23 protein-coding genes are annotated in these 25,904 nt (G+C 48.6%); 20 read left to right on the forward strand and 3 right to left on the reverse strand.

Annotation, left to right across the window (positions count from 1 at the left end):
- Window positions 1-123: 123 nt before the first annotated feature.
- The 4 genes from AC0MA3_RS01365 to AC0MA3_RS01380 all read left to right on the forward strand — a co-directional run bounded on the left by AC0MA3_RS01365 (window position 124) and on the right by AC0MA3_RS01380 (window position 4,150).
- Window positions 124-927 carry a M15 family metallopeptidase gene (locus AC0MA3_RS01365; protein ID WP_474654895.1) on the forward strand — a complete coding sequence of 268 codons (804 nt, stop codon included), beginning with the start codon at window positions 124-126 and terminating at the stop codon, window positions 925-927.
- Window positions 928-1,062: 135 nt separating this feature from the next.
- Window positions 1,063-1,836 (forward strand): stalk domain-containing protein, encoded by a 774-nt coding sequence (locus tag AC0MA3_RS01370; protein ID WP_474654896.1) that lies wholly within the window; start codon window positions 1,063-1,065, stop codon window positions 1,834-1,836.
- 169 nt (window positions 1,837-2,005) lie between these two features.
- Window positions 2,006-2,620 (forward strand): TetR/AcrR family transcriptional regulator, encoded by a 615-nt coding sequence (locus AC0MA3_RS01375; protein ID WP_474654897.1) that lies wholly within the window; start codon window positions 2,006-2,008, stop codon window positions 2,618-2,620.
- Between the two features lie 33 nt (window positions 2,621-2,653).
- Complete coding sequence (locus AC0MA3_RS01380; RefSeq protein WP_474654898.1) at window positions 2,654-4,150, forward strand: DHA2 family efflux MFS transporter permease subunit; 1,497 nt, start codon at window positions 2,654-2,656, stop codon at window positions 4,148-4,150.
- A gap of 105 nt (window positions 4,151-4,255) precedes the next feature.
- Here the strand turns inward: AC0MA3_RS01380 and AC0MA3_RS01385 are convergent, their stop codons facing one another.
- Complete coding sequence (locus tag AC0MA3_RS01385; protein WP_474654899.1) at window positions 4,256-5,158, reverse strand: DMT family transporter; 903 nt, start codon at window positions 5,156-5,158, stop codon at window positions 4,256-4,258.
- A gap of 130 nt (window positions 5,159-5,288) precedes the next feature.
- Here AC0MA3_RS01385 and AC0MA3_RS01390 point away from each other — a divergent pair, with 130 nt between their 5' ends.
- The 5 genes from AC0MA3_RS01390 to AC0MA3_RS01410 all read left to right on the forward strand — a co-directional run bounded on the left by AC0MA3_RS01390 (window position 5,289) and on the right by AC0MA3_RS01410 (window position 10,349).
- Window positions 5,289-6,155 (forward strand): LysR family transcriptional regulator, encoded by an 867-nt coding sequence (locus tag AC0MA3_RS01390; RefSeq protein ID WP_379152776.1) that lies wholly within the window; start codon window positions 5,289-5,291, stop codon window positions 6,153-6,155.
- Window positions 6,156-6,248: 93 nt separating this feature from the next.
- The gene (locus tag AC0MA3_RS01395) at window positions 6,249-7,301 is read left to right on the forward strand and encodes a LacI family DNA-binding transcriptional regulator (RefSeq protein ID WP_474654900.1); all 1,053 of its coding nucleotides are present in this window, start codon (window positions 6,249-6,251) and stop codon (window positions 7,299-7,301) included.
- Window positions 7,298-8,458 (forward strand): Gfo/Idh/MocA family protein, encoded by a 1,161-nt coding sequence (locus AC0MA3_RS01400; protein ID WP_474654901.1) that lies wholly within the window; start codon window positions 7,298-7,300, stop codon window positions 8,456-8,458. The genes AC0MA3_RS01395 and AC0MA3_RS01400 overlap by 4 nt, the downstream gene beginning before the upstream one ends.
- A gap of 40 nt (window positions 8,459-8,498) precedes the next feature.
- Window positions 8,499-9,227 carry a ThuA domain-containing protein gene (locus AC0MA3_RS01405; protein ID WP_474654902.1) on the forward strand — a complete coding sequence of 243 codons (729 nt, stop codon included), beginning with the start codon at window positions 8,499-8,501 and terminating at the stop codon, window positions 9,225-9,227.
- Window positions 9,228-9,245: 18 nt separating this feature from the next.
- Complete coding sequence (locus AC0MA3_RS01410; protein WP_474654903.1) at window positions 9,246-10,349, forward strand: Gfo/Idh/MocA family protein; 1,104 nt, start codon at window positions 9,246-9,248, stop codon at window positions 10,347-10,349.
- Between the two features lie 139 nt (window positions 10,350-10,488).
- Here AC0MA3_RS01410 and AC0MA3_RS01415 read toward each other — a convergent pair whose 3' ends face one another.
- Window positions 10,489-11,376: a helix-turn-helix transcriptional regulator gene (locus AC0MA3_RS01415; RefSeq protein ID WP_474654904.1), complete on the reverse strand. Its 888-nt coding sequence runs from the start codon at window positions 11,374-11,376 to the stop codon at window positions 10,489-10,491.
- A 124-nt stretch (window positions 11,377-11,500) separates the two neighbouring features.
- Here AC0MA3_RS01415 and AC0MA3_RS01420 point away from each other — a divergent pair, with 124 nt between their 5' ends.
- Window positions 11,501-12,388: a sugar phosphate isomerase/epimerase family protein gene (locus AC0MA3_RS01420; protein WP_379152765.1), complete on the forward strand. Its 888-nt coding sequence runs from the start codon at window positions 11,501-11,503 to the stop codon at window positions 12,386-12,388.
- Window positions 12,389-12,411: 23 nt separating this feature from the next.
- Window positions 12,412-13,476 (forward strand): Gfo/Idh/MocA family protein, encoded by a 1,065-nt coding sequence (locus AC0MA3_RS01425; protein WP_474654905.1) that lies wholly within the window; start codon window positions 12,412-12,414, stop codon window positions 13,474-13,476.
- A gap of 312 nt (window positions 13,477-13,788) precedes the next feature.
- Here the strand turns inward: AC0MA3_RS01425 and AC0MA3_RS01430 are convergent, their stop codons facing one another.
- A complete protein-coding gene (locus AC0MA3_RS01430; RefSeq protein WP_379152761.1) occupies window positions 13,789-13,995 on the reverse strand; it encodes a DUF1657 domain-containing protein in 207 nt (68 codons plus the stop codon).
- Between the two features lie 171 nt (window positions 13,996-14,166).
- Between AC0MA3_RS01430 and AC0MA3_RS01435 the strand changes: the two genes are divergently transcribed.
- The 9 genes from AC0MA3_RS01435 (at window position 14,167) to AC0MA3_RS01475 (ending at window position 25,871) form a co-directional block, all read left to right on the forward strand.
- Complete coding sequence (locus AC0MA3_RS01435; RefSeq protein ID WP_379152759.1) at window positions 14,167-15,027, forward strand: DUF421 domain-containing protein; 861 nt, start codon at window positions 14,167-14,169, stop codon at window positions 15,025-15,027.
- Between the two features lie 991 nt (window positions 15,028-16,018).
- On the forward strand, window positions 16,019-17,311 hold the full coding sequence (locus tag AC0MA3_RS01440; RefSeq protein ID WP_474655159.1) for a right-handed parallel beta-helix repeat-containing protein: 1,293 nt from the start codon (window positions 16,019-16,021) through the stop codon (window positions 17,309-17,311).
- Between the two features lie 134 nt (window positions 17,312-17,445).
- A complete protein-coding gene (locus tag AC0MA3_RS01445) occupies window positions 17,446-18,426 on the forward strand; it encodes an aldo/keto reductase (RefSeq protein WP_379152757.1) in 981 nt (326 codons plus the stop codon).
- A gap of 245 nt (window positions 18,427-18,671) precedes the next feature.
- On the forward strand, window positions 18,672-20,102 hold the full coding sequence (locus AC0MA3_RS01450; RefSeq protein ID WP_474655160.1) for a spore germination protein: 1,431 nt from the start codon (window positions 18,672-18,674) through the stop codon (window positions 20,100-20,102).
- Window positions 20,099-21,262, forward strand: coding sequence for a Ger(x)C family spore germination protein (locus AC0MA3_RS01455; RefSeq protein ID WP_474654906.1), 1,164 nt, complete (start codon window positions 20,099-20,101; stop codon window positions 21,260-21,262). Before AC0MA3_RS01450 ends, AC0MA3_RS01455 begins: the two co-directional genes overlap by 4 nt.
- A gap of 22 nt (window positions 21,263-21,284) precedes the next feature.
- Window positions 21,285-22,379, forward strand: a complete 1,095-nt coding sequence (locus AC0MA3_RS01460) for a GerAB/ArcD/ProY family transporter (RefSeq protein WP_474654907.1) — start codon at window positions 21,285-21,287, stop codon at window positions 22,377-22,379.
- Between the two features lie 94 nt (window positions 22,380-22,473).
- Window positions 22,474-23,451, forward strand: coding sequence for an AAA family ATPase (locus AC0MA3_RS01465; RefSeq protein WP_474654908.1), 978 nt, complete (start codon window positions 22,474-22,476; stop codon window positions 23,449-23,451).
- 3 nt (window positions 23,452-23,454) lie between these two features.
- Window positions 23,455-24,543 (forward strand): DUF58 domain-containing protein, encoded by a 1,089-nt coding sequence (locus AC0MA3_RS01470; RefSeq protein WP_474654909.1) that lies wholly within the window; start codon window positions 23,455-23,457, stop codon window positions 24,541-24,543.
- Entirely contained in the window at window positions 24,540-25,871 is a 1,332-nt protein-coding gene (locus AC0MA3_RS01475; RefSeq protein ID WP_474654910.1) for a hypothetical protein, read from the forward strand. Before AC0MA3_RS01470 ends, AC0MA3_RS01475 begins: the two co-directional genes overlap by 4 nt.
- Window positions 25,872-25,904 lie beyond the last annotated feature (33 nt).

Consider the following 25,904-nt stretch of genomic DNA (forward strand, 5'->3'; position numbering starts at 1 on the left):
AGACACATCTGTTATTCAGGTGTGTCTTTTGGCATAGGTAACTTTTCATGGACAATGGGGAATAGAATAAAATATAATACATGGAAATATAATGTATATTAATTCGGCTGAGGGGAGCGGGCTATGAGAACCGTCAAGGAAGTATTCAAAAGCAATACGAAAACCCTGATTCTCTCTCTTATGCTCGCAGTCAGTGTGGAGGGTGCGTTTCTGTTTCATGGAGACCTTGCTTCCGCTAGGAATATCGTAACTGCAGAACCGGGACAGAGTGCGGGTACTGATGCCAACCGAAAGATTCAAGGGCAAAAGCTAAACAACCTGCCTGAGGGGTTCGTCTATCTGGATGAAGTTATTCCTACCGCGCAATATGAAATACGTTATTATAGTGAGAATAATTTCACAGGATCTCGTGTTGAGGGATACAAGGCGCCGCTGGCCATCTTTTCAAGAGTGGGGGCTAAAGCGTTAAAGGCAGTCAGCGAAGATCTGGCCCGGAAAGGCTATCTCTTAAGAATCTATGATGCTTACCGCCCGCAAAAAGCAGTGGATGATTTTGTATCCTGGTCAAAGGATGCCTCTGACATTAAAATGAAGCAGCAGTATTATCCTAAGCTGGACAAGCGAAATCTGTTCAAACTGGGCTTTATCGCTGAAAAATCCGGGCACTCTCGTGGCAGCACGGTTGATTTGTCACTAGCCTACGCCAAGACAGGCACTATAGTGGATATGGGCAGCCCGTATGATTTTTTTGGAGAAATATCGTATTACAATACTTCACTTATCAGCACAGTACAGCATGCTAACCGTAAAATCCTCAAGGATGCGATGGTGAAGCAGGGTTTCAAACCGTACAGTAAAGAGTGGTGGCATTTTACACTGATCAAGGAGCCTTTTCCCGCACAATATTTCAATTTCGATGTAGAGTAGAAGCGAAATAAACTTTTGCTTCCAATTGATCATATGAATGTTATAAAATCTAAGCAAAAGGGTAATGTTTAATGTAGGTTCTCTTCCTTAGCCTTGCAAAGATATGTAATCTAATACAGGAGAGGTGGAATCGATGTGTTGAACAAAATCGCAGCCGTAACCCTCAGTATTCTGTTATTTGCAGGCGGGTTAGGGCTATTCGTGCCTCAGCGCGCACAAGCCGCAGACCCCATTAAAGTCGTTCTGAATGGACAGCTTCTACAACTGGAAGAGTCAAGTGCATACAAGAGCGGATCGGCCGTCATGATTCCACTAAGGGAGACAGCTGAAGCGCTTAAATACCATACTACTTATAAAGGCAGTACCGGACAGGTTCAGTTAGCGCGGATTAATGAGACTGTTGATTTCAAGCTCAGCGGTGATGAAGTGCTGCTTAACGGGAAGGACAAGGTTCCCTTTCAGGAGCGGATTGAAGTCAGACAGAAACGAATCTTTGTTCCTTTGGCTTTTTTAAATGCAATAGGGCTTATTGCTGCTTATGATGATAACACTGGACAAGCCGAGATTTATGCTCCAGAGGTTGCTGCAGGAGCTGTTACCGGTCTGCTGGCAGCAGGCAAGTATCAGGAGCTTCAGGAACGTTACTTAAGCAGTACGGCTGCAGAGCAAGCATTCTTGCCGGTGATCCAGCGGAGCTGGGAGGCAGTTGCGACACCATCTGGTAATTATTTTGGTATAAAAACTACAGAGAGCCAGTGGGCTGATGGAGTGATGACAATTCGGAGTGTGCTGCTCTTCTCGAAGTCAGAAGCACTGCTCACTTTAACTGTAGACAAAACAGGAAAGATTACAACACTGACCTTGGCACCGGTGGCTGCAAATGCGGCTGCGGCTCTTACAGTGAAGTAACCCGTATATGCAAGAAGGCGACCCATTCCTTAGTTGGAGGAGGTTCGCCTTTTTTTATTTCAAGAAACTATTGACAGAAGGCCATATAGGGAGTAAATTAACTCTTGTTAAACGCTGTTTAAAACACTGATTAGACAAGTGAACGGGGAAGGAGAATATACTCACACCTATGACTAGAACCCATAACATAACAGAACCTTCAGACAAGGATACGAAGCAGACGATACTTGAAGCAACAGTGGATCTGATCCGGGCAGAAGGATTTGGTTGTGCCACCATGCGTAAAATAGCCGCCAAAGCAGAGACCAATCTGGCACTTGTTAATTATCATTACGGCTCCAAGGAGAAACTGCTGGCTGATGCGGTAAGAATGCTGCTTGCTACATTTGATGGCGCCTTTGAAGTTCTGGAGGATGATACTTTGCCCCCAAGAGAACGTCTTAAGCTGTTTTTTATAAGATACATTGAAGAACTCAAGCGCTATCCTGGATTGGCCAGACAAATGCTTGATCAGAGACATCATATCATGAGTTCCCTGGATGAATATTCCCGTTATTGTAAAATGATGCGGCTGGAAAAGATTTTGCAGGCGATTCGGGAAATCACCGGAGAAGAGGACAAAAATAAGCTGATGATGATGCAGCTTCAGATATACGGAGCAGTGGTCTTTCCAGTTATTATGGTTGCGAGCCTGCCTGGGGACAATACGGATTTCATGCCGGTCTTTAATCCTCCGCCCCTTGAGGAGCAGATCGACGCGTTATTCGAACGTTTTTTTCATTAATACTATACAAATAGAGAAATGAGTGGAAAATGAATGCCGAATTCAATGAATGCGAAAGTTGCTTCTGCTGAGCAGCCTTTCTCACTAAGAGCCATACTGCCGCCGCTGCTGGCCATCATCGTAGGGATGATCATGGTTATCCTTGACGGTACAGTAGTCAATGTAGCTGTTCCCAAGCTGGTGGAATATTTCAGTACTGATCTCAAAACCGTACAATGGGCAATAACAGGATATACTCTTGCCTTGGCTGCAGTCATCCCGCTTGCCGGTTATATGACGGACCGGTTCGGTTCGAAGCAGGTATTTGTGTCAACGGTCGCCATGTTCGTGTTGGGATCTATGCTATGTTCATTAGCACAAACTTCAAGTCAATTGGTGCTTTTCCGTGTCATTCAAGGTCTGGGCGGCGGCATGGTAGCCCCAATCGGGATGGCGATGGTCTTCAGACTGGCTCCACCGGAACGAAGAGGATCCATCATGGGTCTGCTAGGTATTCCGATGCTGCTGGCTCCAGCGCTTGGTCCTATATTGTCTGGATGGCTGGTGGAATATGTGAGCTGGCACTGGATCTTTCTGATCAACTTGCCAATTGGCATCGTTGGAATCATTCTCGGAATTAATTATTTGCCCAAAACAGAAAAGAAGGGCAAAGCCCATCTCGACATTCTGGGAATTATTCTGGCTCCGGTAGCCTTCTCCATGCTAGCTTACGGTGTGAACCAGGGCGGCGCCGAAAGCTGGTCCTCTACAGGTGCGATTGTAGGTTTGTCTGTGGGTGGTGTTGCACTGGTGTTGTTTGTTATCGTAGAGCTGCTTCATAAGCATCCGCTGCTGGAACTGCGTGTATTCCGCTCATCCGACTTCACCCGGGGGATTATTCTCAGCTGGGTGACACAGGCTGCATTGTTCGGCTCCATGTTGTTCGTGCCGCTATATCTGCAGCAGATTCGTAATTTTACGCCGCTGGAAACCGGTTTGATCCTGCTTCCGCAAGCTCTTGCTTCCGGGATCGGTATGCCGCTGGGTGGACGTCTGTTTGACAAGATTGGTGCACGTCCATTGGTGTTTATCGGTCTAAGTATTATTTCAACCGCACTCTTTATGCTATCGGGTGTGACTGTAGATACTAGCCTGCCGTTTATTATGTCTTGCCTGGCGATGATGGGTCTTGGCATGGGTCTGTCGATGATGCCGGTCAACACACATGTGCTGAACTCGGCACCGCGTGAATGGGTGAACCGGGTAACGCCGCTTACCGCCGCTGCCCAGCAAGTTGTGGTATCCTTTGCCGTGGCTGGAATGACCGGTTACCTGACCAGTCAAATTACAGTTCATATGGGTAAAATGGCCGCAGGCGCAAATCCTCTATCCGCCATGGTACTCGGATTCAATGATGTGTTCTTCTTCTCAGCCTGCATTGCTGTGGCAGGTGTAGTAATCAGCCTGATTCTCCGCAAGCCGAAAGTTGGCGCTGCCCCGGCTTCGCCGGAAGCGGAAGCTGTTGATCCTGCAATGATGATGGGACACTAAGCAGAATAGTTCAGATTAGTGTTAAGTTATTACAAAAAGCCGCTGCAGCTTGTCGCTGAGCGGCTTTTTGCTGTTAAGTGCTGTTGTTGATTCAGACTTAACTTATTATAGATTGGCCCGCCGTTTCCTGTGCAGCTTGTAGGTAGAAGGAGCGAAGTGTGCTTTACTAAGCAATTCTGAGGCGATGATCCCCAGTAGCACAAGCGCCGCACCGGTGTAACCTTGCATCGACAGCTGTTCTCCGGCGAACCAATAACCGAATAGAGCAGCGAATACGGGCTCCATCGAGAAGATCAATCCCGTACGGGTAGGTGTCGTGTATTTCTGGGCTACAGGTTGAAGTATAAATCCACAGGCGCTGCAAAAGATGCCAAGTGCCAGGATCGCAATCCAACCGGATAGAGATGAGGGTAGAGCAGGCGTCTCGAATAAGAATGACAAGATCAGTGCGAAACCTCCGGCGAAACCAAGTTGCAGAATACCAATATTCAGACTGTCGCAGGTCTTAACCGCTTTACCTGTTACCAGAATCTGCACAGCGTAGAATACAGCGGATAGAATACAGAGAACATCGCCAGGCTGCATGTGTAGAGAAGAATTCAAGGTGAGGAGTCCGATTCCGGTAATCGCCAGAATAGCTCCAAAGATTTGGGGAGGAGCGATTTTTTTCCTGAATACGAGCACATCAATCATCGGCACAAAAATAACAGTCAATGCGACAAGAAAACCGGCATTAGAAGTGGTCGTAGTCTTCAAACCAAAGGTGATACAGGTAAACACACCAAGCAGCAGAAATCCTAGCAGTGCACCATACTTCAGCGTTGTTGCATCTATGGCTTTGAACCGTTTGTGAAATAGGATCGCTGCCAGAATAAAAGCAAGTCCAAAACGTAAGGCAATCAGATTGAATTCCCCGAGCGACCCTAGTCCCATCTTCATGAACATATAGGAGGAGCCCCAGAACATGGTTACTATAAAGAGCATCAGCTCAGCCTTGAGCGGCTTCATTCAATCATCATCCTTCATCATTTCATGTAGCAAGCCACTATAGTATAATATGGTGGATTACATAAGTTAACTGAATGTTTATCATACAATACATGAGAATTACTAATGTATACCCGGAGGTGACAACCAGTTGAGTATTAGCAAGTATGAAGTATTCCTTAAGGTTGTGGAGCTGGGCAGCCTGACCCGGGCCGCAGAGGTGATGGGCTTCACCCAGTCCGGCATCAGTCATACGATCTCCAGCCTGGAGATGGAATTTGGTTTCGCTCTGCTCGTCAGAAACCGTTCCGGGGTGAAACTGACAGTCAACGGTGAGCAGGTGATGCAGCCAATCCGTGAAATGATCAAGTGGAACGAGCAGTTGAAGCAGCAGGTTGCTGACATTCATGGACTCGAGACAGGAACGATTACTATTGGTACCTTTACAAGTGTTTCTGTACACTGGCTGCCGGGAATGATCAAGCAGTTCCGCAAGGAGTACCCCTATATCGAGTTTAAGCTGATGGAAGGCGGTTATCTGGAAATTGAGCAGTGGATTGAAGCTGGAATGGTCGACTGCGGATTCATCTCGTTACCTACCCGTGAGAGATTCGAGGTTATTCCACTCCAGCAGGACAGGATGCTGGCGATTCTTCCCAAGGATCACCCCCTGAGCGGGGCACCCTATATGCCGCTTGCACAGATCGCTTATGAGGATTTCATTATTCCGAAGGCAGGTTCGGACTATGATGTCAGACGTGTGCTGGACAAGGCGGCAATTAAGCCAAATATCAAATTCTCGGCCGGAGATGATTACGCTATTATAGCCATGGTTGAAAACGGACTGGGTATCAGCATACTGCCGGAGCTTGTCATTCAGCGCCAAAATCATAACGTAGCTATGCTGGAGCTTGAAGAGCGCAGCTTCCGTTCACTGGGTATCGCCGTGCATTCACTGAAGTATGCTTCTCCGGCGACCAAGCGGTTCTTGAAACATGTTCAGTCCTGGTTACAATAAACCGACTAATCGAATTACGGATTTGGTGATTGACGCCAACCGTGCTCTGTGAGAAAATGTACGCGTGTACATTTGGATAGGCTTTATGAAAGGATGATTGCTATAGCAAGCCGCAAAGAGGTTGCCGAGCGTGCCGGTGTTTCAGAAGCGACGGTCTCCCGTGTGCTGAACAATGTCGGTCCGCTGAAGGAGAAGACCAAGGAACGTGTGATTGCAGCAGCACGTGAATTGGGCTATACGCCAAGCTCACTTGCCCGCAGCTTTGCCCGCAGGCGCAGCGGGAATCTGGGTGTAGTCATGCCTTATCTGCCCAAAGCCCGGCTGTTCTCCGCTTACTACTTCTCCGAAATTCTAAGCGGAATCGGGAGCCGTGCAAGAGAAGAGGGCTATGATCTGCTGATGATCTTCCGTGATGCCGATGAGCCGCTGGATTATTGTGGGCTTTTCCGGATGCGCAAGGTAGATGCCTGCATAGTGCTGGGTGCCAAAGAGGAGGCTGGAGAGCTGGAAGCACTCCGGCAGCTGAAGAAGGAGGGGCATCCCTACTGCCTGATTAACCAGCATTATGAAGGCGAATCCTTCCATGAGGTGGATGCCGACCACGTTGAAGGCTGCCAGCTTGCGGTGAAGCATCTGCTGCAGCAAGGCTTCACACGTATAGCTTTCCTGAATGGTCCTCAGGCATATTCAAACAGCCGTGACCGGCTGGAAGGGTATTTACGGGCGCTGCAGCAGGAGGGGATTCAGGCGGACTCCTCGCTTATGTTCGAAGGGAATTTCAGCAGAAGAAGCGGAATGGCTGCCGCGAAGGCCATGTGGGCTCAGCTTGAGCATATCGATGCAGTGGCAGTAGCTAATGATCGGATGGCCATTGGACTACAGCAAGGCCTGCGGGAATTAGGGGTTACCATAGACCGGATGCCTGCGATCGTCGGATATGACGATTCCGATGCCGCCGAGCTCACATCCCCGGCCCTCAGCAGCGTCCGGGTCCCTTTTTATCAGCTGGGGGAAATTGCTGCAGCTAAAGTACTTGAACTTCAGGAGAGCGGAGGCGTGGATCTCGGGAATAGCATGATCCGCGTGAAGCTTCCAACCAAGCTTGTTGTTCGTGATTCATCATTAAGATCAGGAGGGATTCAATGAAACAGCTTCGCATCGGAATGATTGGATACAAGTTTATGGGCAAGGCCCACAGCAACGCCTACCGCAGTCTGCCGATGTTCTTCCCCAAGGCTCTAAAACCGGAGATGTCTGTACTATGCGGACGGAATGCCGGGGCACTGAAGGAAGCAGCTGAGCAGCTAGGCTGGCAAGAGACTGTAACGGATTGGAGAGAACTTGTTAGCCGTGACGATATTGATTGGATCGATATCAACGCCCCCAGTGATGCTCACAAAGAGATTGCGCTGGCTGCTGCGAAAGCAGGCAAGCATATCTTTTGCGAGAAGCCTCTGGCACTGACGCTTGCGGATTCCCGTGAAATGCTGAAGGCAGCTGAGGAAGCCGGCGTTATGCATATGGTGGGCTTCAATTACCGGTTTTCACCGGCTGTGCGGCTGGCCAAACGGCTGGTAGAAAGCGGACGGCTGGGCCAAATTTATCATTTCCGCGCATGGTTTCTGCAAGACTGGATTCTGGATCCCGAATTCCCGCTGGTATGGAGGCTGCAGAAGGAGATTGCTGGTTCGGGTTCGCATGGCGACCTCGGGGCCCATCTGATCGATCTTGCTCATTATCTGGTTGGGGATTTGAAAGAGGTTATCGGAATGAGCGAGACCTTTATCAAGGAACGGCCATTGGCGGCAGAAATGACAGGTCTTAGTGCCAAATCAAGTGCGGGTGCCCCAAGAGGTCCAGTTACTGTAGATGATGCTACGTTGTTCCTGGCGCGTTTTGCAAACGGTGCCATAGGCAGCTTTGAGGCTACACGCTTTGCTGCTGGACACCGCTCTACCAATTCCTTTGAGATCAACGGCAGTCTCGGAAGTGTGAAATTTGATTTTGAACGGATGAATGAACTGGAAGTGTATCTGACCTCTGACGAGGAGGATGTGCAAGGATTCCGGCGGATTCTCGCCACCGATCCGGCTCATGATTATGCGGAGGCATGGTGGCCGCCGGGTCATACCATTGGTTTTGAACATACATTTATTCACGAATTTCTGGAGCTGTCTTCTGCGGTAGCCGAAGGCCGACAGCCTGTGCCGAATTTTCATGATGGGGTGAAATGCCAGGCGGTACTGGAAGCAGTGGAGCGTTCGGTGCAGGAACGGCGCTGGGTAGAACTGTCCGAAATGTAAGGATACTTAAATCTATGGTTGGGGAGAAGGAGTGACAATGATGAAAAAAGCACTAATCGTATGGGGCGGTTGGGATGGACATGAGCCGGAGCAGGTTGCCGGCGTTTTTGCGAATATTCTGCGTGAAGCGCAGTATGAGGTAGAAGTTGCAAATACATTGGAAGCGTTCGCTGACAAGGAGAAGCTGTTGGGGCTGGATCTGATCGTACCGGTCTGGACGATGGGGGAAATCTCACAGGATCTGGTCAACAACGTATCGGCAGCCGTACAGAATGGGACTGGGCTGGCGGGCTGTCATGGTGGAATGTGCGACTCTTTCCGGACCAATGTAGATTGGCAGTTCATGACAGGTGGTCAATGGGTTGCCCACCCAGGCAATGATGGAGTCCAGTATAAGGTGGAGATCAGTCAAAGCTCCAGTCCGCTGACGGCAGGTATTGAGGATTTCGAAGTCACATCCGAGCAATATTATCTGCATATTGATCCGGCGGTGGAAGTGCTTGCGACTACAAGATTCCCGGTTGTGCAAGGGCCGCACGCAGCGAACAAAGCAGTTGATATGCCGGTAGTCTGGACCAAACGATGGGGTCAGGGGCGTGTATATTACAATTCGCTCGGCCACCACGCGGATATTGTAGAGCTTCCTCCTGTACAAGAATTGATGCGTAGAGGACTGCTATGGGCAGGAGATGGCAAAGCAGAAGCAGCAGGGAGGGCCGGACAAACGGAAGGTGCCGAATACAGCGGCATGGCGGACAGCCAATTATAGGGCGGGAGCGAACAGGACATGGATAAAGTAAAGGTTGGCATCATCGGTTGCGGCAAGATAAGCAGCATCTATATGGAGAATTGCCAGAAGTTCGAGATTCTGGATCTTGCAGCCTGTGCGGACATGGACCGGGACAGAGCAGCAGAGCAGGCAGCTAAGTACGGAATTCCTCTCGTGTATACGGTTGACCAACTTCTGGAAGATCCTGAAATTGAGATTATAATCAACTTAACCATCCCTGCGGCACATGCTGATATCAGTCTGCGGGCGCTAGATGCCGGCAAGCATGTCTATGTCGAGAAGCCGCTCACGGTTACAAGAGAGGAAGGGCGCAAGGTGCTGGAAGTGGCTGATGCCAAAGGTCTGCTGGTTGGCAGCGCCCCGGAAACCTTCCTGGGAGCCGGGATTCAGACAGCACTAAGGCTGATTGAGGAAGGTGTCATTGGCCGCCCGGTTGCGGCGACATCATTCATGTTAGGCAGAGGGCATGAGCATTGGCATCCCGATCCGGAATTCTACTATGCTGCGGGAGGTGGGCCTATGTTCGATATGGGTCCGTATTATTTAACCGCCCTCGTGCAGCTCCTTGGGCCTATCCGCATGGTAGCCGGCATGACCGGGAAGGCTATGGAGGAACGTACCATAACGAGCGAGAAAAAGGCCGGACAAAAGATTCCGGTCGACATTCCAACTCATGTTGCCGGAACGCTGCAATTCAGCAGCGGTGCGATCGCTACGCTGATCACCAGTTTTGATGTGTTTGGCGGCAGTGAATTACCGCCGATAGAGATCTACGGCACAGAAGGAACATTGCAGGTACCTGATCCGAACACGTTCGGAGGTAAAGTCAGATATCGCAAGACGGGTGAAAGTGACTGGCAAGAACAGCCGCTTCTTCCAGGCTACGATCAGAATACCCGCGGGATCGGTCCTGCAGATATGGCCTATGCTATCCGCAGCGGACGCCCTCACCGTGCCAGCGGCGAATTAGCTTATCATGTACTGGAAGCCATGTGGGCTTTTCATGATTCCTCTGATTCGCAGTGTTTCTATAAGATGGAGAGCACTTGTGTTCGTCCGGCACCTCTTCCTCAAGGACTTGCACCTTATACACTCGATTAATAGAGTTGATAGTACCAGTAAAACACCGTTCAAGATCATGAACGGTGTTTTTTTACATGATGTGAAGCGTTAGAGCCACCCGGATATAGGAACAAGAGCCGATATCACATGAACATGACTTTGGTGAGATTAGCTAACCCTACTTTCTCGCGCCTGAGGGTGTAATCCCCTTATACTGTTTGTACAGTTTCGTAAAATAGTTAGGATTATCGCAGCCGACTTTGCCGGCGATTTCCGTTACCGTGAAGTCCGTTTCCAGTAGTAACCGTTCCGCTTCTTCTACCCGGCAGAGGTTCACATAATCGATAAAGGTGCGTCCGGTCAGCTTTTTGAAGGTTTTACAGAAATGGTATGGATTGAGATTCACGAATCTGGCCGCAGACTCAATGGTTATTTTGTCCTCATAATGCTGTTCCAGATATTCAAGCAGGGGTTTGAAGCGTTCCTGGTTAATGGAGTAGCGTTCCCTGTGATACCGTTCTGATAGTTGCAGAGGCGGAAAAGTCCGCGAGAGCAAGATTAAGAATAGATGCAGCTGATTTTTGACCACCAATTGAAATGCCGGTCCCTCCTCCTGAACCTCTTGAATGATCGCGTTAAGCAAAGGGTAATAGCTGCTGCATACAGGGTTCTGTTCTACAGGCTTGACAGGGAGATGATACAAGTTATTCAAATATGGGGCTACATATAGTTCATGCTGCGAATCCTGATTCCGGTCCTTGAACAAGGAACCATGGAACACTATGGACACAAAAGCAATATCTCCGCTGATCAAGCTGTAACCGACATGAAGCCCCCCGGAAGGCACTAGAATCACATCACCCGGTCCGGCTTCATAAGGTTTGCTGTCAATATGAAAGATGGCTCTGCCTTGCTGCATCACAATAATCTCAAAATGCTCATGCCAATGTAAAAAAAGAATGTTCTGCTCAGTCTTGGCATCCAGGCATTGATTGAAAAACAAGCGGAACGGATAGATTTTTTCTTCAAGCTGAGGATATTCCTTCAGTTCCTTTGGATAGGTCACAATCACATCAACTCCCACAATATTCAGCTATTTATGCACAAGATAAGAAGAGATTTCGCTACATATGCGCTATATACTTGGATTGCTGAACTTACTATAAACCAATATTGGAGTGGTATACAAGATGCACGAAGACATTAGAATCGGAACACTTGTCGGGGCGCCGGATGCCGTCCGTGTGATTCCCCAAATTGTTAAGCATGGTTTTGAATCCTTCAGCCTGACGTTCTGGCAGACTACAGGTGAAACCGATCTGGTGGAGACCGCAGCACGGGTTCGTGAACTGGCCGCTGAACATCATTTTGTCATTTCCTCTGTAGGAATCTTCGGGAATCCGTTGACGGGAACCGGTGGCAATGCCGACACCCTGGCGAGCTGGGAACGTCTGATTGATCATGCCCATTTATTCGGTACAGATATGGTCTCCGGATTCACAGGCAGACTGACCGGGCAGACAATTGACGAATCGATACCGAAATTTGCAGAAGTGTTCGGTGAACTCTCAAAACGCGCTGCTGACAAAGGACTACGGATAGCTTTTGAGAATTGTTCCATGGATGGAAACTGGCAGTCAGGAGATTGGAATATTGCCCATAACCCTATAGCCTGGGAGAAAATGTTCAACGCCGTTCCGGCAGACAACCTCGGTCTAGAGTGGGAGCCCTGTCATCAAATGGTTGCGCTGATCGATCCGATTCCACAGCTGCGTAAATGGACGGACAAAATCTTCCATGTACATGGCAAAGACGCAACAATCGCTTGGGATGTCGTCAAAGAGTATGGCATTCATGGTCCCAAGCCTTATGTATGGCACCGGACTCCGGGTTTCGGTGACACCAATTGGACGGATGTAATCACCATTCTGCGGCAGGCTGGTTATAAGGGCACCATCGACATTGAAGGGTGGCATGATCCCGTATACCGGGATGAGCTAGAAATGACCGGTCAGGTCCATGCGCTGAATTATTTGAAACATTGCCGCGGTGGGAGCTTCATCCCTAATCCGGTCTAATAGCAGAAAGCGGGGAAGCATATATGACTGCAATATACCGTGTAGCCGTCGCCGGCTGCGGAGGAATGGCTAATGAATGGATTAGTTATGCTATGAAGCGTTCTGATGTAAGTATTGCCGCACTTGTGGATATACGGCTCGAAGCGGCAGCAGATATGGCCAAAAAGCATGGACTTAATTGTCCGGTATTCACCGATATTGCTGAAGCCATAGATATTACTGATGCCAATCTCGTCTTTGATGTAACCGTTCCCGGCAGCCATTATTCGGTTGCCAGCACAGCGCTTGAACGTCAATGCGATGTGTTCAGCGAGAAGCCGCTGGCTGAGACGATGGAGCAGTGTAACGCCATTGTGGATTTAGCAGAACGGTCTGGACGCAGCCATGCCGTCATGCAGAACCGGCGGTATGATCCCCGTATACGCTCCCTTCGCCAACTGATAGAAGGGGGCAACATCGGCCGGATTGGCTATATCGGAGCGAGTTTTTTTCTGGCACCGCATTTTGGAGGGTTCCGGGATATCATGGAAAGCCCGCTTCTTCTCGATATGGCAATACACACCTTTGATCAGGCCCGTTACATCAGCGGTGCAGACCCCGTTACGGTGTACTGTCAAGAATTCAATCCTCCCGGATCCTGGTATGCGGGGAATGCTTCCGCAGTATGTATTTTTGAAATGTCGGACGGCTCGGTCTTCAGTTATCAGGGCTCCTGGTGCGCTGAAGGCGCCCCAACTTCATGGGAAGCCTCATGGCGGGTTCAGGGAGACAAAGGAACTGCCGTCTGGGACGGCGAAGGAATGCCCTACGCCGAGAAGGTTCAGGAAGGTGTTGCGGATGGTAAATTTATTCGTGATTATGAACGCGTAGAAGGTATAGCTGTAGAGATGAAGGAAACCTTCCATCAGGGATGTCTTGAGGAGATGTTCCTGGCTCTGGCAGAAGGCCGCCCGGCTGAGACGGACTGCCGTGACAACTGCTACAGCATGGCCATGGTGTTCGGAGCACTGGAGAGTTCCCGGACGGGAAAGAAAGTAGACCTGTCCAGCTTTATGCGTAGTAGTGAAATGAACATGCAGCGACAATAGCTGAAGAATCCAGTTTTTTACTAGGAATAAAAGGGGAATTTGACGCTTTGAGCAGGAGCATATTTCTGTCCAAAGCGTTTTTTTGCTGTTTCAGGCTAAGCTGTGTTATCGGCAAAAGTCACAAATATCCATTTGGTTATATCAGGAAGGTAAGCTCGGGTTCGTCTCTTTGATTGTGGATGCGGTCAAGTCTTGGGAGGCTGACGGAAATACGTGGGATGTGTATGGCGGAAGACTAAATAAATGATGAAGAGGCTGACTGCAGATATTATCTGCTGAGTCAGCCTCATTGGTAAAGTTCTGTAGAAGGAACTAAAAACCTTTATATTGAGGTTCCTCATTCTCCAGTTCAGTCACGCGTGATTCTACCTGATCTACAATCTGCTGCGTCTGTTGAGCTGCATTGGTGAACAGGGTCTTAGCTTCTTTATTCTGAGTTTCCATGGCGAATTGTTCCAGGCTGGCCTGGGCACTCTTCAGAGAGGAGACACAGGTTTTAACTTGTGAGGCTACAGTCATTTCATTATTCCTCCTTTGGATGGCGGTGCGGTTCGCGAAATATTATTTGCCGAGGTGCTGGAATGTATACCGTCCCGTACGATTAGAAAATATTTTATGGTTATTCCCGCACCGTATGACAAATAATGAATGTTAATGATATGAATACAGGTTAATGGGAGGCTACAAAAAATGCCGGAATGGTTTGAGGTTGTATGGCGCACTTTTTTTGCTGTGGTCATGCTCTTCTTTTTGACGAAGCTGCTTGGTAAAAGGCAGGTATCTCAGCTCTCGTTCTTCGAATATATCACAGGGATTACTGTGGGCAGTATTGCTGCATATATCTCGTTGGATACCGACAAGACTTGGCATTTGGGGATTATCGCACTGATGGTCTGGGTTGCTTTCTCACTAGGAATTGAATACCTGCAGATCAAGAGCAAAAAAGCCAGAGACTTCATTGATTTCAAATCGACTGTGCTCATCAAGGACGGTAAAATCCTTGAGGAGAATATGAAAAAAGAAAGGCTGTCGACCGACGAATTATTGGAGGAGCTGCGGAAAAAAGATGTCTTCAAGGTTGCCGACGTAGAATTTGCCATTATGGAGTCGGATGGGGCGATTAACGTTCTGCTTACCCGTGAGAACCAGCCTCTTACACCCAAGCATCTTGGGGTAAAGGTAGCCCCGGAGCAGGCGACTCAAGCCGTAATTATGGATGGCGTAATTATGGATGAACCGCTGGATACTCTAGGATTGACACGCGGCTGGTTGCAAGGTCAGTTGGAAAAGCTTAACTTGACCCCGGAAAATGTATTTCTGGGACAGGTGGATTCGTATGGAGAACTTACCGTGGACTTGTACGCGGACGGTGTAGAGGTTCCTAAGACTCAGGAAAAACCACAGCTCTATGCACTGCTTAAGAAGTGTGAGGCGGATTTGGAGTTGTTCAGCTTGTCTACCAACAATGAACAGGCGAAGAAGATGTATGGGCAGTGTTCCGAACAGCTGCAGAATCTTCTGCAGAAGCTGAAGCCATTTGTCCAAAGCTGAGCCCAGTGGTATTGGGATAACATTAATAAGATCCGTCTAACAAATTGTTCAGACGGTTCTTTTTTTGCCTGAAAGGTATGCCAATTCACATATTTGTAATATTATGCCTAAAAAAATCTCTGTACAATTACAAATATTTACTTATAGTGGATAGTAGGTTGCCTTCTGCAAAAAAAAGAATTTTGCAGCAATCTGCATGTCATCGGTCAAGGAGGAGTGCGATCGACAATACATCTGTGGTTCGTAAGGAAGCAATGGGAATGTAAGAATGCAACAGCTGCAACAGGCTCTGAAAATACAAAATACTCTGGAGGTAAATGTTAACGTGAAAATAAAAAAGAGATTTGCCTTTACCGCATGGATTGGGCTTTCTGCAGTACTTGCTTTTGGCGGTTTGCAATGGGGCATCCCTTCCGCACAGGCAGCAAGCATCTTCAGTGATGATTTTGAGTCTGGCAATGCCGGCAATTGGAACAATACTACAGGCACGTGGTCTGTGGTACAGGATGGCAGCTCTCATGTATATTATCAATCCAGCAGCTCTGAAGGGCGCACCTCCGCAGGTAGCAGTACATGGAGCGACTATAGCGTCCAGGCTGATGTTAAGGTCGATCATTTTAACGGCAGTAACCGTACTTATGTATGCGGGCGTTATACGGATGGAAATAACTATTATGCTGCTTCCATATCCAATTCGAACGGCGGCACACTCGAAATCCGCAAAAAATCGGGTGGTGCAAGCACTACCCTAGCAGCTAAGACTGATTATGCTATCACAACAGGAACAGTGTATTCAGTGAAGCTTGAAATGAGCGGAGATTCGCTTAATATGTATGTGAATAATGTGCTGCAATTAAATGCACACGATAACATTTTAACATCTGGAGGAATCGGATTAATTGCTTATAAGACCGCTGCTAAGTTTGACAATGTTATTGTAAGCGGTACCAATGCAACTCCGACAGCTGCCCCAACTGCTACAACAACTGCAGTGCCGACAGCTAGTCCGACAGCGGCCCCTACAAAAACACCAATACCTACATCAACGCCTTCACCAACAGCAACAGTAGCGCCTACCGCAACTCCAACGGTCACTCCAACAGCAACCCCGGTTTCGGGTGCACTTTATGTGGCACCAGATGGTACAGCCAGCAACCCGGGAACCATAGGCAGTCCGACCACTCTTGGATCGGCAGTGACCAAAATTGCTGCAGGCGGAACCATCTATTTGCGGGGCGGCACGTATTCCTTCTCATCACCGGTAACCATTGAGCGGGATAATAGCGGTACTTCCGGCTCCCGCAAGAATATTGCTGCATATGGAAGTGAAAAGCCTGTGCTTGATTTCTCCGGTGAAAGCTTTGCTTCCACTGAGCGCGGGCTGCAAATCTTCGGCCATTATTGGTCTGTAAAAGGTCTGGAGGTCAAAGGAGCCGGTGATAATGGGATTTTCATCGGAGGGAACTATAATCTTATTGAGAATGTCGAGACTCACCATAACCGGGACTCCGGGCTGCAAATCAGCCGCTACGCCTCTACAGCATCCAGCATGAGCGATTGGCCAAGTTACAACCAGATCATCGGTGTCTATTCTCATGATAATTTCGACCCGGATAACGGTGAAGATGCGGACGGTTTCGCCGCCAAACTGACCCTCGGACCCGGCAACGTATTCGATAAATGTATCTCTGCCTGGAATACGGATGATGGGTGGGATCTATATACCAAATCAGATACCGGTCCTATTGGCATTGTAACGATCAAGAACAGTATCGCGTACAAAAATGGCCAAACTTCGGATGGCAACACAACCACCAACAGTGATGGTAACGGCTTTAAGCTGGGTGGAGATTCTATCGCGGTCAACCATATTGTAACGAACAATGTTGCCTTCCAGAATAAGAAACACGGTTTTACTTATAACAGCAATCCAGGTTCGATTCAATTAACTAATAATACTTCCTGGAGCAATGGGGCGAGCAACTTCGCTTTTGATACTGGTACTCATATATTTACAAATAACCTAAGCTTTGCCGGAACCTCCAGCGATAAAACAAGTGGGACCGATGTTTCCAGCACCAATGTCTGGTGGAAGAGCAGCGCCAGTACCAATGCTAAGGGTCTTGTGGCCAGCAGCACTGATTTCTTAAGTCTGACTCCTTCCGTCGTCCGGAATACAGATGGCTCCTTCAGCCTTGGGAATTTCCTGAAGCTGGCAGCCGGCAGCGATCTGATTGGTTCCGGTACACCAAGCGGTACCAATATTGGTGCCACCAATAAATAGTTAATAGTCTGGGCCTACAACGTCGTTCTGCCTGAGATATACGATCGGACCTCGTTTTTCTATTGCCGTTGACAGCGGTATACTATAGTGGATTGGGATTTATATATTTTCTAATAGGGAGGCTGCTGTCAATTATGGAATATGTGAAGCTTGGTTCTACCGGACTTGAGGTCTCAAGAATTTGTCTGGGATGTATGAGTTACGGAATTCCGGAACGGGGAAATCATTCCTGGACGCTAAATGAGGAGATGAGCAGACCCTTTATTCAAAAGGCGCTGGATCTAGGGATTAACTTCTTTGACACAGCCAATGTGTATTCCGATGGAACCAGTGAGGAGATTGTCGGCAGAGCGCTAAAAGATTTCGCTGCACGTGACGAGATTGTACTTGCAACCAAGGTACATGGAACCATGCGTCCGGGACCTAACGGCGGGGGACTATCCCGTAAAGCAATTATGAGTGAAATTGACCATAGCCTGAAGCGGCTGGGAACGGATTATGTAGATCTGTACCAAATCCACCGCTGGGACCCGGCCACGCCGATCGAGGAAACCATGGAGGCCCTGCATGATGTGGTTAAGGCGGGTAAGGCCCGTTATATCGGAGCTTCCTCTATGTATTCCTGGCAATTCCTGAAGGCGCTACATGTCGCTGAACGCCATGGTTGGACCCGGTTCGTATCCATGCAGAATTATGTGAATTTGCTCTACCGTGAAGAGGAACGGGAGATGCTGCCGCTTTGTGAAGCGGAAGGTATCGGTGTAATTCCCTGGAGTCCGCTTGCCAGAGGACGTCTCACCCGTGAATGGGAAGAGACCAGCACCCGGTCAGCATCCGATGAATTCGGTAAGTACTTGTACTCCAGAACCGAAGAAGCGGATCGTACTGTCGCGCTAAAAGTCAAGGAAATCGCAGAAGAACGCGGAATTCCGCGGGCCCAGGTAGCACTCGCGTGGGTATTGCAGAAGAAGCCGGTGACGGCACCGATTGTAGGAGCCACGAAGATGGAGCATTTAGAGGATGCTGCAGCAGCGGTCTCGATCCGGCTGACACCGGCTGAGGTGAAGCGGTTGGAAGAACCGTACATTCCGCATCCGGTAGTAGGGTTCAGCTGAATACGGTAATACCTAAAAAGACAACAGAGCAGCGATTCTCCGGACATTTGGAGAATTGCTGCTCTGTTTTTTAATATACTGTACGAATCCGAGGATGACCTGCAGACACCAAATGACTGATGAGACAGCACGGATATTTTATACAACCATAAGAAGCATGCAAGTATAGTATTGCAAATAAATGGAATACTAAATTGAATTCTCAGGGGAAGCTCAAGGAGGTAGTACAGGTGGCAGAGAAAAGTATGCTGGAGGCTATTAAAGAGCAGCTTACGGACTGCAGTGATGCAGTATATCAATCCATTAATATATACGGACATGCCTGTATGCTGATCTATATTCCTTCTATTGTAGATACGCTCAGCCTGCAGGAATTTGTCTCCACACCACTTAAGGCGGAGGCGAATGCCGAGCCGGATTGGGCACGATTTTTGGAACGGCTGGATCACGGTTCTGCTTTTGCCATTCCTTATATCAAAGCTTATAAGTTGGACCGTGCGGTAGAGCTCATTGTTAGCGGTAATGCAGTGCTCTCGATTGAGGGTCTTCCTTATGTTTATTATTTTGAGATTACGCATTATCAGAAAAGAGCGGTCTCCGAATCGCAGAATGAGCTGGTGGTTATTGGGCCTCAGGAGGCCTTTATCGAGGATGTACAGACGAACCTGTCTTTACTGCGGCATAAGATCAAACATGCAGATTTGAAGACCCTGCATTTCTCCATCGGCAGGTATACGAAAACAGATGTGTATCTGGTCTATATTGAAGGGCTGTGCAAGCCGGAAATTGTGGAAGAGTTCACGAAAAAGCTGAGGGACATCACAGTGGACGGTGCACTTGGTATAAGCAATGTAGCGGAGCAAATAGGGAAGGGCCAGTATTCACCCTTTCCTTTATTTCAGTATACGGAGCGTCCGGACTCGGTTGCGGCTTCGCTAATGGAAGGACGGGTGGGGTTGCTGCAGGACGGGACACCTTCAGCTTTGCTGACACCGATAACCTTTTTTTCTTTGCTGCAATCCTCAGAAGACTATTATCAGAACTTCTATGCAGGAAGCTGGATTCGATTGGTCCGATTCTTTTTCTCCATGATATCTATCCTGTTGCCGTCCTTATATGTGGCTATCACAACTTTTCACAGTCAGATCATCCCCTCAGATCTGCTGATTACCATTGCTGCTGCGAGGGAGAATATTCCGTTCTCCGCCTTGACGGAAGCCTTGATTATGGAGCTTACGTTCGAAGCGCTTAGAGAGGCCGGCACCCGGATCCCCAAACCCGTAGGACAAACCGTATCCATTATTGGCGGGATTGTAATCGGACAGGCTGCTGTCCAGGCTGGGATTGTATCGGCTCCCATGGTTATCGTAGTTTCTATTACAGGCATCGCATCATATATTATTCCCCATCTTGAACTGGGTTTAACATTTCGTCTGCTCCGCTTTGTGCTGCTGGTTCTCGGCGGAACGATGGGGCTGCTTGGCGTATTTGTCGCAGCATTTGTAATTTACGCCCATCTGGCGAATCTTAGATCTTTCGGCACTCCTTACCTGCAGCCGATTGCCCCGCTTGTCTTCCAGGATTGGAAGGACACTTTACTTCGTGTACCTTCTCCTTTTATGACGAAAAGAAGCACTTCGTTCACCAACACTAAAAATGAAAAGAGGCAGAAATGAAAATGAAGCTCTTCAAGCTGGTTCTGAGCGTTGTACTGCTCCTGAATCTGACTAGCTGCGGATCCAAAATTGAACTGGATGAACTCATCTTTATATTTGGTCTCTATATAGATGCGGGAAAAGAGCCAGGAACGGTTGAAGTGTCGATCAGCTCGCCCCTGCCCAACCGTCTGCTCTCCAGCACACAATCGGGGGGTGGAGACGGAAAATCCTATTCTATGGTATCTAAGACAGCCGCAAATATTACGGATGCGGTTATATTAATTCAAAAAGACTTGTCCCGCAGGCTGGAAATCTCTCATATCAAGGTGGTTGTACTGGGGAAGGAATACGCCAGTCAGGGAATAGAGGAGGCTCTGCAATGGTTCAAGCGTCAGCCTGAAATTCCGCTTGGAACCTATATGATGACGGCTCCAGGCAAAGCGAAGGAAGTAGCTCAGCTATCGACTATATTTGAGCAGTTGCCCGACCAGGTGCTGATGAATTTTTCAGAAGAGAATCTTCTGTATGCAACTACAATTAGAGACTGCTTGCTGGCGGAGTCCTCGAATATGGGATATGCCATGAATTATCTCTCATTTGGCCAGAAGAGTGGTCAATCGGACCAGGGCAAATCTATACATTGGGCAGGCATTCAGGGAGTTGCGCTGTTTCAGGATGGCAAGATGCAAACTACTTTGCAATTAAAGGAGAGCAGGGCACTTGCCTGGGCAGCGGGAAACTTGGCTGGACAAGTAGCACTGCCCGAGTATACGGTTACCTGGGATGGAGACGATCCGGGTCAAGCAACCGCACTGTTCTTAAGCAACAAATCATCAATAAGCACCAAGTTAATGGATGGAGAACCGGTTTTCTACGTCAAGCTGAAGGGGAAAGTAAGCATCACTAACTTCAAAGACTCACAGGGGCGGAAGGCGATCGAACTTAGCTTCGTTATGCTGGAGAAGATTCAGGATATGGTAATGAAAGAGGCTTCCGATTCTATCCGTGCCACGCAGGAGGCGGGAACGGATGTATTGCAATTGGGCATGCAGCTGGAATGGAATTATCCGGGCCTATGGAAAAAGCTCAGGGAACGCTGGAAAGATTATTATGCGCATGAGGCGCAAATTAAGGTACAAGTAGCCTTTCAGATTCAGGACGTTGGTTCAGGAAAATAAAGGATAGTGAAAGGAGATTTTTATGCACACATCGAAATGGCAGTTGTTCAGATTCAGCCTGATCTATCTCAGTTCCCAGACCACTATTTTCCTGATTCCTGTACTCGTGGAAACTTCCGGCTATCAAGGGTGGATTGCGCTAATCGGCGGCGGATTTCTGAGCCTGATCGTTCTGTTCTTTACCATACGGGTAGGCTGCATGAGAACGGACCAGGGATGGATTGACTTTGGCAATGAGATTATAGGGAAATGGGTACACAAGCTGATGGTTCTGATTCTGTTATGCTGGTGCATTTATTATACTGCTTTTGATATGGAGAACTTCGTCCTGTTTTTCGGCTCCAATTATATGAGGGGAACCTCGCCAATTTTCATAATAACCGTCATAGGCCTGGTAATCATGTACTGTGGGACTCTAGGATTGTCTACAATTATATATATGGCGGATGGTATTTTTCTGATTTTTTTTGCTGGTACTCTTTTATCCATCTATTTATTTATTCCATATGCGGATTTATCGATGTTTCCGGCCTTCCTGCATTATCATGATCCCGGCCTTGCCATCAAAGATTCTATTTCAATAATGTCATGGTTAGCGGAATGGGTCGTATTTCTCTTCGTGGCACCGGAGCTAAAAATCGGGATCAAGATGCTAAAGAACCTGGCTGTAACCGGGATATGCCTCCTATTCATCGTATTATCAGCATGGGTGCTGACCATGCTGAATTTTGGCCCGCACTTGGGCAAAGATCTGCAATATCCTTTTCTGGATATGATCCGCAGTTCCTCGCATCACAATATTCTCGGGAATATGGACCCTATCCTCATTGGGATCTGGTCGGCTTCTATGTTCATTCACGGATCATTTTTGATGTATGTGTCTGCCAAATGCGCCATGTATCTGACCCATCAAAAAGGGCGGAAGTATATGATTCCTCTGATAACGGTTTGTTCCATGATCATAACTTATTTGTATTCTATTAATAATACTATAAATTACTATAGAAATTTCAACGCCAATCTGACCATCTACCTGTGGTTGTTCGTCGAGTGCATCCCAGTCTATTACTTCATCGTCGCATTCATCCGTTCCAAGATCAGTCGGGCTGTCAAATGACGGAAGCGACTTATCTATTATAAATTGGATGCGCTTTCTGGTATGATTAAGCTTTAACACATACCTAAATATGGAACGGATGGTGTTATTCTTCATGATGCTTCAGGAAGCGAACGCACGGATACAAGCAATAAGGGTCAATCTGGCTAAAGTTATTGTCGGTAAAGATGAAGGGGTAGATCTGCTCTTGACCGCCCTGCTGGCGAACGGACATGTACTACTGGAGGATGTGCCGGGTACGGGTAAAACATTACTCGCCAAAACATTGGCACGCTCGCTGGATTGCTCCTTCAAGCGCATCCAGTTCACTCCAGACCTGTTGCCTTCGGATCTTAGCGGAATCAATTACTATAATCAGAAAACAGGCGAGTTTCAGTTCCGTCCTGGTCCCGTCTTCGCCAGCATTCTCTTGGCGGATGAGATTAACCGTGCAACTCCCCGGACCCAATCAAGCCTGCTGGAATGCATGGAGGAACGGCAGATTACCATTGATGGTCTGACTCATGAGCTGGAAGCGCCTTTTCTTGTCATTGCTACACAGAATCCAGTGGACAGCCAGGGAACCTTCCCGCTGCCGGAAGCACAACTGGACCGGTTCCTGATGAGGATCACCACAGGTTATCCAACCTATGAAGAGGGAGTTCATATTCTTCAAAGATTCCGCGGGAATCATCCTTTGCAGGATACAGTAGCTGTAGCTACCGGACGTGATATTCAAGAACTGCAGAGACTTGCCGCAGGTGTTACTGTCAGTGATGACCTTCTGGGTTATATGATTAGCATTGTTGAAGCGACTCGCAAAGCTCCTGCAGTCAGACTAGGTGCAAGCCCCCGTGCGGGCTTCGCGTTGCTTCGTGCTGCCCAGGGGTACGCACTCCTCCGGGAAAGGGATTATGTACTGCCCGATGACATCAAGGCAGTAGCGATACCTGTGCTTGCCCACCGTCTGCTGATGCAGCGCGGCCCCGGTTCCCGTGAAGGACAGGCGGCAGAGCTTGTGCAGCAAGTACTACGTGAGGTTGAGGTTCCCGCTGAGCCTCTAACGGCCGCCAGAGGTGGAAGGGTGGACTAAATCATGACACTGCCCTGGTTTATCATCAGCACGCTACTGCTGATGCTGTTCATCTCCACGGTTTATCAGCGAAATGCTCTGAAGAAGGTGAATTATATCCGTTATTTCTCTTCTGATGCGGTGTTTGAGGGAGAAACAGTGGAGATGGTGGAAGAGATCAGCAATGGCAAGTTGTTGCCGCTGCCCTGGCTTCGTCTGGAGTCCAGCATCGCCCGGGGGCTCGAATTCGGAAGTCAGGAGAATCTGGGCATCAGCAGTGGTGAAATCTATCAGAACCATTTGAGCCTATTCTACCTACGGGCTTTCCGCCATATCAAACGTACACACAAGGTCCGCTGTCTACAGCGCGGGCTGTTCCGTCTGGATACGGCTACCATGACCACTGGGGATTTGTTCGGACTTAGCCGCAGCACCCAAACCTTCCCCTTACAGCTTGAACTTATGGTTTTTCCTATGTTGGTGGACTTGTACGAGCTGCCTCTTCCTGTACACAGCTGGCTGGGTGAGCTCCCTGTCAAGCGTTGGATTGTTCAGGACCCCTTTCTTACAGCAGGGACACGTGAATACAATCCTGGCGATTCGCTGGGGTCATTGAACTGGAAAGCCACAGCCCGTACCGGCCGGATGCAGGTTCACCAAAAGGAGTATACTGCTGATTCCAGGCTTGTGATCTGCCTGAACATGGAGATCAGTGATTCCATGTGGAGAACCGTCACAGATGTGGAGCGGATTGAGCTCGGCATTCGTTATGTCGCTACAGTAGCAGATTATGCCATTGGACATGGTATCGAAACCGGCTTCCTCAGCAACGGAAGGCTGGATGGAGGCGGTGCGAATGATCCGGTAGATGCTGAACCTATGGGACGGCTGGATGACATTCTAGGATTACTGGCAAGGCTGCAGCTGGATCGGACAATGCCAATGAGCAGATTGCTGGAGCAGGAAGCGGAGAAAGGAAACACCGACTCAGATTACCTCATTATTTCCTGTCACCTCGGTCCTGAACTTCAGCAGGCAGTCGAACAGCTAAGACTATCCGGGAATGGTGTAGAGTGGCTGCAAATTCCTGTGGAAGGGAGGGAGATTGTATGAGGCTGCAAGCTCCAAAACACTTGAAATATACATTGCAGCTCTACCTGACATGTATTGTAGAATGGCTGCTGTTCCTCCCTGTATGGATCGTGTTACAGAAGTATTTGCAGTCCGGTTCTGCGTTGCTGCCATGGATCTATACCCTGCCGCTCATATCCATGGCGGGAGGGACGCTTCATCAGTTCTGCGACCGGAAGTGGAAGCAGCTCTTGGCAGCACTTCTGCTTGGTGTGCTGGCAGGAATCTTATCAGGATCATTTTCATTAGAAGAAATCCCATTATATGCAGGTGCTATGATATCAGCCTATCTTGGCATAACTGCCGGGAGCCGTAGCAGCAGGATTAGCATATATATAGCTGGGCTTGCAGTATATTTTGTAGCTGTAATTGCTTTCGATCGTATTCCACTGCTTCAGCCAAGTGTTACAGAATTGACCTGGAGCGGCAGTCTCTGTCTAATTCTGGCCCTCTTGGATTCTAACACTAGTCACTTGCATTACAGCTCATTCACAGGAGCCGGTTCTCCGCTTCCGGGAGGGATTCGCCGGCATAACCGCTTGTTTGTTCTTTTGTTCATTGCAGTGGCGGCGCTACTTGCAGCGGGGGCAGGCAGAGTATTGGGACTATTAATTTGGCGTGCCGTGAAGGTCTTCTTCGGCTGGGTGAGCCGGCTGTTCTCCGCCTCCGATGAGCCGGCGCCGGAGCTGGATGCTCCGCCACCTGTAATGCCTGATATGCCCCCAGGCGATACTCATGAGCCTGGACTGCTGGCGATGATTCTGAATGTTGCTTTTTATGCCATTGGAGCAGCGGTGTTGATCATAATATTGTTTTTTGGCCTACGATGGTTATACCGTAATTCAAGTGGAGTGTGGCGAAGACTCATCGACTCTGTGTTAGCCTTACTCCGCAGAGAATCACCATCGAACAATACCGCATATCAAGACGAAGAAAAAAGTATTTTCACCTGGGAGAAGACGGTTCAAGGCGTGAGAGAGTACTGGCGGAACCGTACAACTTCTGCATCCAGGCGGGATCGCTGGGAAGGTTTGAACGGAGGGCGTGAGCAGACCCGCTGGCTATACCGCCACTGGCTGAAGAACAAACGTGCTAAAGGATATTTGCAGAGAAGCTATCTTACCCCTCAGGAGACTCTGAAAGATGTTGAAAAGTGGAGTGAGAGCCAGAAAAGCCAGCATAGACATCCAACAATTACTGCTGACGCCACTTCCGATCAGCTTCTCCAGTTCTATAATCAGGCCAGATATGGGGAGAATGAGCCTTCGGAAGCAGAAGTACTAAAGCTGAAGGAAAAGCTGAAGTTATAGCCGTGTCAGAAACAGCAAAGGGAGGAAGAGAGA

The organism is Paenibacillus sp. LS-5, from assembly GCF_056121505.1.

What these genes read in the sequence shown, in the direction of transcription:
- AC0MA3_RS01365 (WP_474654895.1), top strand. Translation starts at nt 124, where the DNA reads ATGAGAACCGTCAAGGAAGTATTCAAAAGCAATACGAAAACCCTGATT.
- AC0MA3_RS01375 (WP_474654897.1), top strand. Translation starts at nt 2,006, where the DNA reads ATGACTAGAACCCATAACATAACAGAACCTTCAGACAAGGATACGAAG.
- AC0MA3_RS01380 (WP_474654898.1), top strand. Translation starts at nt 2,654, where the DNA reads ATGCCGAATTCAATGAATGCGAAAGTTGCTTCTGCTGAGCAGCCTTTC.
- AC0MA3_RS01385 (WP_474654899.1), bottom strand. Translation starts at nt 5,158, where the DNA reads ATGAAGCCGCTCAAGGCTGAGCTGATGCTCTTTATAGTAACCATGTTC.
- AC0MA3_RS01395 (WP_474654900.1), top strand. Translation starts at nt 6,249, where the DNA reads ATGATTGCTATAGCAAGCCGCAAAGAGGTTGCCGAGCGTGCCGGTGTT.
- AC0MA3_RS01400 (WP_474654901.1), top strand. Translation starts at nt 7,298, where the DNA reads ATGAAACAGCTTCGCATCGGAATGATTGGATACAAGTTTATGGGCAAG.
- AC0MA3_RS01405 (WP_474654902.1), top strand. Translation starts at nt 8,499, where the DNA reads ATGAAAAAAGCACTAATCGTATGGGGCGGTTGGGATGGACATGAGCCG.
- AC0MA3_RS01410 (WP_474654903.1), top strand. Translation starts at nt 9,246, where the DNA reads ATGGATAAAGTAAAGGTTGGCATCATCGGTTGCGGCAAGATAAGCAGC.
- AC0MA3_RS01420 (WP_379152765.1), top strand. Translation starts at nt 11,501, where the DNA reads ATGCACGAAGACATTAGAATCGGAACACTTGTCGGGGCGCCGGATGCC.
- AC0MA3_RS01425 (WP_474654905.1), top strand. Translation starts at nt 12,412, where the DNA reads ATGACTGCAATATACCGTGTAGCCGTCGCCGGCTGCGGAGGAATGGCT.
- AC0MA3_RS01430 (WP_379152761.1), bottom strand. Translation starts at nt 13,995, where the DNA reads ATGACTGTAGCCTCACAAGTTAAAACCTGTGTCTCCTCTCTGAAGAGT.
- AC0MA3_RS01435 (WP_379152759.1), top strand. Translation starts at nt 14,167, where the DNA reads ATGCCGGAATGGTTTGAGGTTGTATGGCGCACTTTTTTTGCTGTGGTC.
- AC0MA3_RS01445 (WP_379152757.1), top strand. Translation starts at nt 17,446, where the DNA reads ATGGAATATGTGAAGCTTGGTTCTACCGGACTTGAGGTCTCAAGAATT.
- AC0MA3_RS01450 (WP_474655160.1), top strand. Translation starts at nt 18,672, where the DNA reads ATGCTGGAGGCTATTAAAGAGCAGCTTACGGACTGCAGTGATGCAGTA.
- AC0MA3_RS01455 (WP_474654906.1), top strand. Translation starts at nt 20,099, where the DNA reads ATGAAAATGAAGCTCTTCAAGCTGGTTCTGAGCGTTGTACTGCTCCTG.
- AC0MA3_RS01460 (WP_474654907.1), top strand. Translation starts at nt 21,285, where the DNA reads ATGCACACATCGAAATGGCAGTTGTTCAGATTCAGCCTGATCTATCTC.
- AC0MA3_RS01465 (WP_474654908.1), top strand. Translation starts at nt 22,474, where the DNA reads ATGATGCTTCAGGAAGCGAACGCACGGATACAAGCAATAAGGGTCAAT.
- AC0MA3_RS01470 (WP_474654909.1), top strand. Translation starts at nt 23,455, where the DNA reads ATGACACTGCCCTGGTTTATCATCAGCACGCTACTGCTGATGCTGTTC.
- AC0MA3_RS01475 (WP_474654910.1), top strand. Translation starts at nt 24,540, where the DNA reads ATGAGGCTGCAAGCTCCAAAACACTTGAAATATACATTGCAGCTCTAC.